This is a genomic window from Caenispirillum salinarum (genome assembly GCF_044803115.1).
GTDB lineage: Bacteria > Pseudomonadota > Alphaproteobacteria > Rhodospirillales > Rhodospirillaceae > Caenispirillum > Caenispirillum salinarum_A.
Genome location: NZ_CP085224.1, coordinates 1997229 through 2009064 on the forward strand (window position 1 = coordinate 1997229; position 11836 = coordinate 2009064).

An 11836-nucleotide genomic window follows, 5' to 3' on the forward strand; every position below is an offset into this window, starting at 1 on the left:
CACATTGAGAAGGGGGACCCGCCCATGCTCGAAGCCCTTGCCAGTTTCGCCCTTTACTTCGCGACCGCCATCGTGTTGCTGTTCGTTTTCCAGGCCGTCTACATGGCGGTGACGCCGCACCGTGAGACGGAACTGATCAAGGGCGGCAACGTGGCGGCGGCCACGGCCTACGTCGGCGCCCTGATCGGCTTCGTGCTGCCGCTGGCCTCGGCGCTGGCAAACTCCGTCAGCCTGGTGGACTTCGCCATCTGGGGCGTGGTTGCCGGTGTCGTGCAGGTGCTGACCTGGGTGGTGGTGCGCACATTCTTCTACAAGAACATCTCTGAGAGCATCGTTGCCGGGACGCTGGCCCCGGCGCTGAAGCTGGCCGGCGTGTCGGTGGCCGTCGGCATCCTCAACGCTGCGTCCATGACCTACTGACGGAGGCCCGCCCCATGCCCAAGCAGAAGCGCAGCCAGAGGCTCACCCTCCGCCGCATGGCCGGGTCGGGCACTGTCCTCCGCGCCGGCCTTGCCGGGTCGGTGGTGGTCACCCTGTCGGCCTGCGGCGAGGAGCCGACCACCGAGGTCCAGGCCTTCCGCAGCGTGCCCCAGTGCGTGGAAAGCGGCCTGTTTGACGAAGAAGCCTGCCAAACCATGCTGCAGGAGGCGATGACCGAGCACGAGGAGAACGCGCCCCGCTACGAGGAGCGCGCCGTGTGCGAAGAAGAGTTTGGCGTCAACGCCTGCGAATACCAGCAGGAGCGTGGCGGCTACTGGATGCCGTTCTTCACCGGCTGGGTGGTCGGCAGCCTGGCCGGCGGGGTGATCGACGAGGTGGGGGATGCGTTCAAGAAGAAGCGCGGCCGCAGCTATCGCGGAAACACCTACTTCAGCCAGCCGTTCTACCGCACCACCGCCAACACGTCGCCCTTCCGCACCCTGTCGGGCGGGACGCTGACGGTCGATCGCGACGGCACGGTGCGCACCCAAGCGCGCGCTCTGGCGAGCACGCCCAAGAGCGCGCCCAAGGTGCTGACCCGCACGACGGTCAGCCGCACCGGCGGCTTTGCCGGCGCGAGCCGGTTCGGCGGCGGCGGGTTCGGCGGATGAGGTTTTTGCTCCGGCGTGGTCACGTCGGAGCCGTGTTCAATCCGTCGGCCGCTTAGAAGCCCCGCAGCATGGCGTCGATGTCGTCCTGCGACATGCCGGCGCCCTCGTGCTGCGGGCCGTGCAGCAGGTGCTTGTCGGTGCGGGCGTCATCGGGGTGATTGCGGATGATCTCCGCCGTGGCGCGGCCTTCCTCGATGTCCCACAGTTCCACCAGGCGGCGCAGTTCCACGTCCAGGTGCAGCAGCGTGTGCATGGAGGCGGCGATGCGCTGGCCCGTGATGTCCTGGAAGCTGCAGGCGGTCATCAGGTCGATGACGTGGGTGCCCATGGCTTCGTACAGGTCCACGCCCAGGCGATCGGCGTTTTCGTCCAGCAGGGTCTGGATGCTCTCGGCCGTCTCCAGGATCTTGTTCGTCGCCTGTTCGGTGGCGCTGATGACGGCGCGCAGTTCGCCGGTGGTGGTCTGGATCTGATCTTCCTGGCCGTCTGCCGGCGTCAGGCCGGCGACATAGTCGCGCGTCAGGTCCAGCCGCTCGACCAGGTCCACCAGGCTGAGCTTGATGAGGTCGAAGTTACCCGTCAGCAGATCCGACATGTGCCCCGCGGGCTCGTCGTGGGCGGGCGCCGGCGGCGCGGCCTGGGCGTCGGCCAGCGGCGCGACGACGGCCAGGCGACCTTCGTCGACGAGGCGGTCGATCTCGGCGCGGACGGCTTCGGCGACCGTCTCGCGCATCATCTCGCGCATTTCGCCGGACATGGCCAGCATGGCCGCGGTCAGGTTCGCGATCTGGGTTTCTACGGTGGAGGACATGAAGGAGCGTTCCGGCGTCGCGGGTCGTGGGGGCGGGCTGGCTGACACGGCATAACGTGCAGCAAGACCCGTGCCGGCCCATGACGCAGGAGCTTTCCGGGTCGGGCCGGGTGGCATCGGCAGTCTGCGTCGCAAGCCGGTATGCAAAGTGCGAAAGTCCCGCGCCCTGTCCGGCAAAACAACCACAAAAATACATCGCCAACCCGAGGGCCGTGAGGTCCAGAAGAGGACGGCGGGTCGCCCCTGGACGTCTACGGGCAATAAAAAACCCCGCCGACCCGGTGGGTCGCGAGGCTTTGGAAGATGGTGCTGCCGGAGAGATTTGAACTCTCGACCTCTCCCTTACCAAGGGAGTGCTCTACCCCTGAGCTACGGCAGCGTACCGTCTTGTCTGTCCCGGCTGACTGGGCGGCGGTGCCGTCCGTCGTGCCGAGGCGCGCTTTATAGCCGCCGAGTTCCGGCGTTGCAAGCACCTTTTTCAAGAAATTTTCCAGGCGCGGGCATGGCTTGAGAAGGCCTGCGCGCGGGCTTGACGGAGGGGCGCCCAGGCGCCAGGATGCGCCACTTTATCCAGACATCGACAACCCGTCTGAACGGACCCCCAACCGTGATCAAGAACCGCGAGAAGTCCAATCCGCGCCTCTCCAACAAGGGCCAGGATCGGCTCGAGGACCGGCTGAGCCGCCAGGCCGAAGCCCTGCGCGCCAATTTGCAGAAGCGCAAGCAGCAGATGCGCGCCCGCTCGGACGCTGATAAAAAGGCCGACGACGACACCACCGGCTCCGGCCGCGAGCAATAAGATCGCCATCCGGCGGCCCCCGCCACGGGGCCGCCACCAGAATTTCCCGAAAGGGTGCCGGTTTTGCCCCGGTGCCGCCGCGCGTTCGGCGTATCGCTTGATGCGCCCACCAAGATCAAGAGCATGTACATAGAGAGCATTCCCACCATGGACCGTATTCGCATCGTCGGCGGCACGCCCCTGCGGGGCACCATTCCCATCGGAGGCGCCAAGAATGCCGCGCTGGCGCTCATGCCCGCGGCGCTGCTGACCGGGGAAACGCTGACGCTGTCGAACCTGCCGCACCTGGCCGACATCACCACCATGGCGAACCTGCTGTCCCAGCACGGCGTGCGCATGGAGATGAACGGCGAGGCCGGGGCCGGCGGCGCCCATGGCCGGGTGCTCGCCATGTCGACGCCCGAGGTCACCTCCACCACCGCGCCCTATGATCTGGTGCGCCGCATGCGTGCGAGCGTGCTGGTGCTGGGTCCTCTGGTTGCGCGCTTTGGCGAGGCGCGGGTGTCGCTGCCCGGCGGCTGCGCCATCGGCACGCGCCCGGTCGACCTGCACCTGAAGGCGCTGGAGGCGCTTGGCGCCACCATCGAACTGACGGAAGGCTACATCACCGCGACCGTGAAGGACCGCCTGAAGGGCGGCCACATCCTGTTCCCGCAGGTGACCGTCGGCGGCACGGAAAACGCCCTGATGGCCGCCGCCCTGGCCGACGGCGACACGGTCATCGCCAACGCCGCGCAGGAGCCCGAGGTCTGCGACCTGGCCCACTGCCTGAACGCCATGGGCGCGAAGATCGAGGGCATCGGGTCGTCCACCCTGCACATCAAGGGCGTCACCAGCCTGCACGGCGCCGACTACAGCGTCATCCCCGACCGCATCGAGACCGGCACCTATGCCGTCGCCGCCGCCATCACCCGCGGCGACGTGGAACTGACCGGCACGCGCAAGGGCATCATGGACGCCGTCGTCAAGACGCTGGCGGAGGCGGGCGTGGAGATCACCGAAACCGAACGCGGCATGCGCGTCCGCGCCGACGGGGCGGACATCCGCGGCGTGGACGTGATGACGGAGCCGTACCCCGGCTTCCCCACCGACATGCAGGCCCAGTTCATGGCCCTGATGGCGACGGCGTCGGGGGCGTCCATGCTGACGGAAACCATCTTCGAAAACCGCTTCATGCACGTGCCGGAGCTGACCCGCATGGGCGCGCGGATCACGGTGCACGGCGCATCCGCCATCGTGCGCGGCATGCCGCGCCTGTCGGGCGCGCCGGTCATGGCGACGGACCTGCGGGCCTCGGTCTCCATGGTGCTCGCGGGGCTCGCGGCGGAAGGCGAAACCATCGTCAACCGCATCTACCACCTGGACCGCGGCTACGAGTGCCTGGAGCAGAAGCTGGGCAACTGCGGCGCCCACATCGAGCGCTTGCGCGGGGAGCGGTAATCTCGTAGTGCTGAATTCGCGCCGGGCCATGCCGTTGTTGAGCAAAAGGCGCGGTGTTGGTATCCCGCCAACGGGCTGCAAAACCTCAAGGCGGAGAACCCGGTGCGCACATCGGCCCTTGCCAGCCGCCGCGAATCCCGGTACACGTCTTCTCAGCATCAAGAGAGTGGGCTGACGCCCATCGCCAACCTGCCTGCCCGGGCAAGGTGGTGCTTCCTTCGGCAACGGAGGGAGGATGCGGCCGAACCGGCAACCAAACGGGACACACCCGGTCCTCCGGACACAGCCGCCAAGCCGACGCGTCAGCCTTCTCGCCAGACCGAGGAGGCTTTTTCATGTGCTCGCGCAGCATTCAGTCCAACATCGACGCCGCCCTTGTCGTGGGTCCCCACGACGACGTCGCCTGGCTCGGCACCACGCCGACGGGGGAGGGGGTTTATGCCGTCGTCCACCGGCGCGGCGGGATCTTCACCCACCTCTATCGGGTTGCCGAAAGCGCCGTCCGCGGCCGCGGCGGACTCGTGCACCTGGAGGCCGTCCTGCCGGGCGGCCGGCTGCGCGAGGCGCGGCAGCTTGCCGCCTACCGCCTGTCTGCCCGGCTGGATGCTCCGCCGGTGCGCGTGGTTCTTCAGGCTGCGGAGTAGAAAAATCCGTCATGCCCCTGTAGTCGTTGCGTCAATTTCTTTGCGAGGATGCGTTGCGGCTGCTATCCTCTACCGCAGGTACAGGTCGGCGGGAGGGGGACCATGGCCGATCCCAGGTCACGTTCGCGCGCGGAAAACCTGACGGAATTCCGCCGCTTGAAAAGAATGTACGAGTCGCTGCCGCCGGAAAAGCGCAAGGCGCAGGAACCCCACATGCGCAAGCGCATGCAGGAACTGTCCGACGCCCTGTCGCAGCAGACCAGTGGCGGCGGAGGCGTCGTCGACATGGTGTCGAAGGGGTTGCTCTGGCTGGCGGTCATGCTGGCCGTTCTGGGCGTCGGCTTTTTCGGCATCATGACGCTGGCGCGCATGTGATCGGCGTCCGACGACCCGGCCGGTCGCATGATCGGGGTGGTTCGGCGGCGGGGAAACGTGTAAACATCGCCGCCATCATGCCGAACACCGCCGAGAAGACGTCATCCATGGCTCCTGAAAAGCTGGTGATCGCGCTCCCCAAGGGGCGCATCCTGGACGAATGCATGCCGCTGGTGCGGGCCGTGGGCATCGAGCCCGAGCCCGCCTTCGACGATCCCAAGAGCCGCGCGCTCCGCTTTTCCACCAACCATCCGCATATCGACATCGTGCGGGTGCGCTCGTTCGACGTCGCCACGTTCGTCGCCTTCGGCGCGGCGCACCTGGGCGTGGCTGGCAACGACGTGCTGATGGAGTTCGGCTATTCCGAAATCTACGCGCCGCTGGACCTGAACATAGGCCATTGCCGCCTGGCCGTCGCCGAGCCGGTGGAGATGGAGGGCGAGGACGATCCCACTCGCTGGAGCCATGTGCGCGTCGCCACCAAATACCCCGAGGTCACCCGCCGGCACTTCGCGCGCCGCGGCGTGCAGGCCGAGTGCATCAAGCTGAACGGCGCCATGGAACTGGCGCCGGCGCTGGGCCTGTGCCGCCGCATCGTCGACCTTGTTTCCACCGGCTCCACACTCAAGGCCAACGGGCTGGTGGAGATCGAGCACATCGTCGACATCACCTCGCGCCTGGTGGTCAACCGCACGGCGCTGAAGACCCGCCCCGAGGAACTGGGCGGCTGGATCGATTCCTTCCGAGAGGCCGTCAATGCCCGTTGAACTGTTCACCGGCCAGGCCGGTTTCGCTGAAGCCCTGGACGCGCTGATCAACGACAAGCGCGAGACCAGCGAGGACGTCAACACCATCGTCGCCGACATCCTGCGCGACGTGCGCACGCGCGGTGACGACGCGGTCATCGAATACACCAGCCGCTTCGACAAGTTGGATCTGACGCCGCAGACCATGCGCATCCCGGCCGAGGACATCCAGGCCGCCTACGAGCAGACCGAGACGGAACTGCTGGAAGCGCTGGAACTGGCCGCCGAGCGCATCCGCGAGTATCACGCCCGCCAGCTGCCGGAAGGATACGATTACACCGACGATGCCGGCGTGCGCCTGGGCAGCCGCTGGCGCGCCGTGCAGGCGGCGGGGCTCTATGTGCCGGGCGGCACGGCGGCCTATCCGTCGTCCGTGCTGATGAACGTCATCCCGGCCAAGGTGGCGGGGGTGGAGCGGCTGGTCATGTGCGTGCCGGCGCCGAACGGGGTGCTGAACCCGCTGGTCCTGGCCGCCGCCAAGGTGGGCGGGGCCGACGAGATCTACCGCATCGGCGGCGCCCAGGCCGTTGGCGCCATGGCCTACGGCACCCGGACCATTGCGCCGGTGGACAAGATCGTCGGCCCCGGCAACGCCTTCGTCGCCGCGGCCAAGCGCCAGGTCTTCGGCACGGTGGGCATCGACAGCATCGCCGGGCCGTCGGAAATCCTGGTGGTGGCCGACGCCGACAACGACCCGGCCTGGATCGCCGCCGACCTGCTCAGCCAGGCGGAGCACGACACGGCGTCGCAATCCATCCTGATTACCGACAGCGCCGATTTCGCGCGCGCGGTCGGCGAGGCCGTGGAGGGCCACCTTCAGACGCTTGCCCGCGCCGAGATCGCACGGCAGAGCTGGAACGACCACGGCGCGCTGATCGTGGTGGACAGCATCGACGACGCCGTGCCGCTCATCGACCGCGTGGCGCCGGAACACCTGGAACTGGCCGTGGCCGATCCCGACGCGCTGGCGGAGCGTATCACCAATGCCGGTGCCATCTTCCTGGGGCGCTATACGCCCGAGGCGGTGGGCGATTACGTCGGCGGGCCGAACCATGTGCTGCCGACGGCGCGGTCGGCGCGGTTCTCCTCGGGGCTGGGCGTGATCGACTTCATGAAGCGCACCTCGCTGCTGGGCTGCACGCCCGATTCTCTGGCCGCCATCGGCCCGGCGGCGGTGAAACTGGCGGAGGTCGAGGGCCTGGGCGCCCACGGCCTGTCGGTGGCGCTGCGCCTGAACATGCCGCGCTGACCGGCGGCGACGGACGGGAAAGGGGACAGGGATGAACGCTGCTCCGCCGAAGACAGAGGTGATCGCCGACGTCATCCTGGACGAAAGGACGCTCGTGCGCCGCAAGCCGGAGGTGGAGCACGAGCGCGCGGTGGCCATCTACGACCTGTTGGAGGAGAACACCTTCCACATCCGCGACCCGTCCATCACGGGTCCCTACATCCTGCACCTGTCGCTGGCGGAGAACCGGCTGATCGTCGACGTGCGGGACAAGGACGACAACGACCTCAAGAAGATCACCCTGCCGCTGTCGCCGTTCCGGGCCATCGTGAAGGACTACTTCATGGTCTGTGAAAGCTACTACGGCGCCATCAAGACCGCCTCGCCCTCGCAGATCGAGGCCATCGACATGGGCCGCCGGGGCCTGCACAACGAGGGCGCGGAGCTTCTGCGCGAGCGCCTGGATGCGGAGGTGGAGATGGACGTCGACACCTCGCGCCGGCTGTTCACGCTGGTCTGCGTCCTGCACATCCGGGGCTGAGGGGCAGGGCGCCGTGTCGGACAGCTTGCCGGGAGCCGTCCTCTTCGCCTGCACCATGAATGCCATCCGTTCCCCCATGGCGGAAGGCATCATGAAGCGGCACCACGGCACCCGCGTGTTCGTCGATTCGGTGGGCGTGCGCAAGGGCGAGCTTGACCCCTTCGTCATCGCGGTCATGGACGAGGTCGGCATCGACGTCTCGGGCCACAGGCCGAAAACGTTCGAGGAACTGGAGGACGGCAGTTTCGACGTCGTCGTCTCTCTGTCGCCGGAAGCCCAGCACTCGGCGGTGGAGATGACGCGCACCATGGCCTGCGACGTGCTGTTCTGGAACACCTTCGATCCCGCCATCGTGGAGGGTACGCGCGAGATGCGGCTGGATGCCTATCGCCAGGTTCGCGACGAGCTGACGCGGCGCATCCTGGACACCTTCCCGCCGGTGCGGCTGCCGGCCGGCTGAGCCCGCCACGTCCAATGGCTGTGGGTGCATTGTCCGAAGGTCTCCATCTTCCTGAAAACACTTGACCTCGCGCCAGTGTCACCGCATTTGTTTTGCGCACTGACCGGCAAACGGTCACGGGGACAGTCGGTGGGCCGGGTAAGGAAAATATGGCCAAGGAAGATCTGATCGAGTTCCAGGGCAAGGTGGTCGAATTGCTGCCGAACGCCATGTTCCGCGTCCAGTTGGAGAACGGGCACGAAATCCTCGCCCACACCTCCGGCAAGATGCGCAAGCACCGCATCCGCGTGCTGGCGGGGGATGCGGTGACGGTGGAGATGACCCCCTACGACCTGACCAAGGGTCGCATTACTTTCCGCTTCAAGTAAACCGTCCCGGTCCGGGACGGACGCAAGGAGTTTTCATGAGCGACGACACGGCGCGCCCGCGCCTGGTTCTCGCGTCGGCCTCGCCGCGCCGTCTCGACCTGTTGAAACAGATCCACATCACGCCCGATGCGGTCGATCCGGCCGACATGGACGAATCGCCCCTGCGCGACGAGCTTCCCCGCGACCACGCCGCGCGCCTGGCCGCAGAGAAGGCGCAAGTGGTCGCCGCCCGGCACCCCGGTTGCGCCGTGCTGGCCGCCGACACGGTGGTCGCCGCCGGCCGCCGCATCCTGCCGAAGGCAGAGGACGAGGCGACGGCGCGGTCCTGCCTGGAACTGCTCTCCGGCCGCCGCCACAAGGTTCATGGCGGGGTGACGCTCATCGGCCCGGACGGGCGCGAGCATCACCGGCTGGTCACCACCGCCGTCACCTTCAAGCGCCTTGATACCCGCGAGATGACCATGTACCTGCGCTCCGGCGAGTGGCACGGCAAGGCCGGCGGCTATGCCATCCAGGGCCTGGGCGGACTGCTCATCCAGCAGGTGATCGGCAGCTATCCCAACGTGGTCGGCCTGCCGCTGCTGGAGACCGCCAACCTTCTGGCGTCCGTCCACATCCGGCCCGAGGCCTGAGGCGATGCCGCACGGCGGCAGCATCCTGATCTCCGACGGTCCGGGCGAGTCCCGCGCCGCCATCCTGGACGACGCCGGGGGGCTGGTGGCGCTGTTCCTCCACCGCGCACACCGGGCGGAGGCGGGGAGCGTCCACCTGGGCCGCGTCACCGGGCGCCTGCCGGACGGCTCGGCGGCCTTCATCGACATCGGCGAGGGTGGTGCGGCGTTCCTCAACGCCTCGGACGCGCGCGTGCTGGGCGGTCTGCCGGCGGAGGGTGCGGCGGTGCTGGTGCAGGTGCGCCATGCCGCGCGGCGCGGCAAGGGGGCGCGGCTGACGGGCGATGTCTCGTTCTCCACGCCGCTGCTCGCCTACGGTCCCTTGCGGCCGGGCGTCGCGGCCTCGGGCAAGCTTCCGAAGGAGTTGGCGAAGGCGTTGACCGCGCGGCTGCGCGAGCTTGCAGAGAAGGGGGAGGGCCTCGTCGCCCGCACCGCCGCCGCCGAAGCCGCGCCGCTGTCCTTGGAGGCCGACCTCGCCCGCCTGCGGGCCGACTGGGCGCTGATCGAGCAGGCGCGGGCGGCGGAGGGGCCGGTGCCGCGCCGCCTCTCCCCGCCGCCGGACCTGCTGGCCGAGGCCCTGGCCCGCTGGCCGGCGCCCGACACCATCGTGTTCGAGGGCGCCACCGTTCCCGCCCGGGCCCGCCGGCGTCATCCGGCGCTGTCCGACATTATGGGGGCCGCGCGCCCCGACCTGTTCCTGCGCGAAGGCGTGGACGAGCAGGTGGAGGCGGCGCTTTCCCCCCGCGTGCCGTTGCCCGGCGGCGGCGCGCTGGTGATCGAGCCGACGGCGGCCCTGGTGGCCGTGGACGTGGACGCCGGCCCGGCGGCCCCCGCCACCGTCAATGCCGAGGCCGCCGCCGTCCTGGCGCGGCAGCTGGAGGTGCGCGGGCTGGCGGGGCATGTGGTGGCGGATTTCATCCCCGACCGCCGCGATCCGCGCCGCCGCGACCTGATCGCCCAGTTGAAACAGGCGCTTGAGGATGATCCCGCCGCGCCCTATGTCGCGGGCGTCTCGCCGCTGGGGCTGGTGGAACTCTCCCGCCGCCGCACCGCACCGCCGCTGGCCGACCTGCTGTGTGACGCCGACGGCCGGCATTCGGCGGAAACAGTCGCTCTGGCTGCCCTGCGCCGCGTGGTGCGGGAGGCCGAGGCCCATCCCGGCGGTACTCCGGTGCTGGAGGCCGCGCCGGAGGTGGTCGAGGCCCTGCGCGGGCCGCTGCGCGCCGCCCTGGCCGAGGCGGAGGCCCGCCTGTACCGGGCGCTGACCCTGCGGGGGCGGGAGGACTTTCCCCGCGACCGCGCCGAGACCGTGTTTTCCTGATTATCGAGGACCTGCCCGTGACCGCCAAGCCCGAACCCGCCCGCGTCAGCACCGCCAAATGCCCCACCTGCCGCAAGCCGACGGTGGCACGCTATCGCCCCTTCTGCTCCAAGCGCTGCGCCGACGTCGATCTGGGCCGCTGGCTGGGCGAGACCTACCGCGTGCCGACGGAAGAACCGGCCCCCGAGGGCTGGACGCCCGACGACGGAGAGCGCTGACGGGCGGCCCCAGCGGCGCTCTCTAAGCCCTTGTCGAATTTTTGCATTTTTGTGCTGGACAAGGCTGCGGAGGTTCCGTATAAAGCCGGCCTCACGACGGGGCACACACCGCCCCGGAGGCCCGGAGCCCGGGTAGCTCAGTTGGTAGAGCAGGGGATTGAAAATCCCCGTGTCGGCAGTTCGAATCTGTCCCCGGGCACCACTTTGAAGGCCGCCGACCTGACCGGGTCGGCGGCCTTCGCCGTTTCAGCCTCCCGCCTCATGCTTCCGCCTTCACCTCCGCCGGCGTCTTTTCCGAGCCGCCGACATAGCGGCTCTCGATCGGCTTCAGGTTCTCGTCCAGTTCGTAGACCAGCGGGATGGCATAGGGGAACTCGACGTGCGGGATGACGTCGGGCGGCACGCTGTCCAGTTCCATGGCGATGCCGCGCAAGCTGTTGCCGTGGGCGGAAATCAGCACCGTCTCGCCGCCCTTCAGCGCGCTCGCGATGGGGCCGTGCCAGAAAGGCATGCAGCGCGCCACCGTGTCCTTCAGGCATTCTGTCAACGGCAGGCTGTTGCGCGGAATGGCCTTGTAGCGTTCCTCGTGATGGGGCGCGCGCTTGTCGTCCGGGTGCAGTTCCGGCGGCGGTACGTCGTAGGACCGGCGCCAGATGTGCACCTGCTCGTCGCCGACCTCTTTCGCCTTTTCGTCCTTGTTGAGCCCTTGCAGGGCGCCGTAGTGGCGCTCGTTCAGGCGCCAGTCGCGGCTGACCGGCAGCCACATGCGGTTCATGGCGTCCAGCGTCAGCCACAGCGTGCGGATGGCGCGCGTCAGGACCGAGGTGAAGCACACCGTCGGCCGGATGTCTTCCGCCGCCAGGGCCTCGCCGGCGGCCCATCCCTGCTTGCGGCCGTCGTCTGTCAGGTCGACGTCGGTCCAGCCGGTGAACAGGTTTTTCTTGTTCCAGACGCTTTCGCCGTGGCGCAGCAGGATCAGGCGGGCCATGCGATGCTCCTTCGTCGTCAACGCTCGAACTTCGTGCCACCAACGCGCGGGGGCGGCCTCTGGTCCCGGTGCGGC

The 11836-nt window shown here is 68.5% G+C and carries 16 protein-coding genes, 2 tRNA genes and 1 riboswitch; of the genes, 15 read left to right on the forward strand and 3 right to left on the reverse strand.

The window, feature by feature from the left end; genetic code table 11:
- Positions 1-24: 24 nt before the first annotated feature.
- Together LG334_RS09070 and LG334_RS09075 are read left to right on the forward strand one after the other, a co-directional pair.
- A complete protein-coding gene (locus LG334_RS09070) occupies positions 25-420 on the forward strand; it encodes a DUF350 domain-containing protein (protein WP_404385335.1) in 396 nt (131 codons plus the stop codon).
- 14 nt (positions 421-434) lie between these two features.
- Positions 435-1091 (forward strand): DUF1190 domain-containing protein, encoded by a 657-nt coding sequence (locus tag LG334_RS09075; protein WP_404385337.1) that lies wholly within the window; start codon positions 435-437, stop codon positions 1089-1091.
- 52 nt (positions 1092-1143) lie between these two features.
- On the opposite strand, the gene LG334_RS09080 is transcribed toward LG334_RS09075, so the two are convergent.
- Together LG334_RS09080 and LG334_RS09085 are read right to left on the reverse strand one after the other, a co-directional pair.
- Positions 1144-1902 (reverse strand): chemotaxis protein, encoded by a 759-nt coding sequence (locus LG334_RS09080; protein ID WP_404385339.1) that lies wholly within the window; start codon positions 1900-1902, stop codon positions 1144-1146.
- Positions 1903-2206: 304 nt separating this feature from the next.
- Positions 2207-2281: transfer RNA gene (locus LG334_RS09085), tRNA-Thr, on the reverse strand.
- Positions 2282-2509: 228 nt separating this feature from the next.
- On the opposite strand from LG334_RS09085, the gene LG334_RS09090 reads away from it, so the two are divergent.
- The 13 genes from LG334_RS09090 to LG334_RS09150 all read left to right on the forward strand — a co-directional run bounded on the left by LG334_RS09090 (position 2510) and on the right by LG334_RS09150 (position 10975).
- Positions 2510-2701 (forward strand): hypothetical protein, encoded by a 192-nt coding sequence (locus LG334_RS09090; protein ID WP_404385341.1) that lies wholly within the window; start codon positions 2510-2512, stop codon positions 2699-2701.
- Between the two features lie 147 nt (positions 2702-2848).
- Positions 2849-4141, forward strand: a complete 1293-nt coding sequence (murA, locus tag LG334_RS09095; protein ID WP_404385343.1) for a UDP-N-acetylglucosamine 1-carboxyvinyltransferase — start codon at positions 2849-2851, stop codon at positions 4139-4141.
- Between the two features lie 150 nt (positions 4142-4291).
- A riboswitch (SAM-I-IV-variant riboswitch) is annotated at positions 4292-4408 on the forward strand.
- Between the two features lie 68 nt (positions 4409-4476).
- Positions 4477-4785 carry a hypothetical protein gene (locus LG334_RS09100; RefSeq protein WP_404385345.1) on the forward strand — a complete coding sequence of 103 codons (309 nt, stop codon included), beginning with the start codon at positions 4477-4479 and terminating at the stop codon, positions 4783-4785.
- 102 nt (positions 4786-4887) lie between these two features.
- Complete coding sequence (locus LG334_RS09105; RefSeq protein WP_404385347.1) at positions 4888-5160, forward strand: hypothetical protein; 273 nt, start codon at positions 4888-4890, stop codon at positions 5158-5160.
- Between the two features lie 107 nt (positions 5161-5267).
- Positions 5268-5927: an ATP phosphoribosyltransferase gene (gene hisG / locus LG334_RS09110; protein WP_404385349.1), complete on the forward strand. Its 660-nt coding sequence runs from the start codon at positions 5268-5270 to the stop codon at positions 5925-5927.
- Positions 5917-7215 (forward strand): histidinol dehydrogenase, encoded by a 1299-nt coding sequence (hisD, locus tag LG334_RS09115; protein WP_404385351.1) that lies wholly within the window; start codon positions 5917-5919, stop codon positions 7213-7215. Before hisG ends, hisD begins: the two co-directional genes overlap by 11 nt.
- Before the next feature lie 31 nt (positions 7216-7246).
- Positions 7247-7735, forward strand: coding sequence for a UPF0262 family protein (locus LG334_RS09120; protein ID WP_404385353.1), 489 nt, complete (start codon positions 7247-7249; stop codon positions 7733-7735).
- 13 nt (positions 7736-7748) lie between these two features.
- Complete coding sequence (locus LG334_RS09125) at positions 7749-8195, forward strand: arsenate reductase ArsC (protein ID WP_404385355.1); 447 nt, start codon at positions 7749-7751, stop codon at positions 8193-8195.
- Between the two features lie 149 nt (positions 8196-8344).
- Positions 8345-8563, forward strand: coding sequence for a translation initiation factor IF-1 (infA, locus tag LG334_RS09130; protein WP_009542175.1), 219 nt, complete (start codon positions 8345-8347; stop codon positions 8561-8563).
- 35 nt (positions 8564-8598) lie between these two features.
- Entirely contained in the window at positions 8599-9195 is a 597-nt protein-coding gene (locus LG334_RS09135) for a Maf family protein (protein ID WP_404385357.1), read from the forward strand.
- Positions 9196-9199: 4 nt separating this feature from the next.
- Positions 9200-10555 (forward strand): ribonuclease E/G, encoded by a 1356-nt coding sequence (locus tag LG334_RS09140; RefSeq protein ID WP_404385359.1) that lies wholly within the window; start codon positions 9200-9202, stop codon positions 10553-10555.
- A 17-nt stretch (positions 10556-10572) separates the two neighbouring features.
- Entirely contained in the window at positions 10573-10773 is a 201-nt protein-coding gene (locus LG334_RS09145; protein ID WP_404385361.1) for a DNA gyrase inhibitor YacG, read from the forward strand.
- A gap of 126 nt (positions 10774-10899) precedes the next feature.
- Positions 10900-10975, forward strand: a tRNA-Phe gene (locus LG334_RS09150).
- A gap of 57 nt (positions 10976-11032) precedes the next feature.
- Here LG334_RS09150 and gpmA read toward each other — a convergent pair.
- Complete coding sequence (gene gpmA, locus LG334_RS09155; RefSeq protein ID WP_404385363.1) at positions 11033-11761, reverse strand: 2,3-diphosphoglycerate-dependent phosphoglycerate mutase; 729 nt, start codon at positions 11759-11761, stop codon at positions 11033-11035.
- Between the last annotated feature and the right edge of the window lie 75 nt (positions 11762-11836).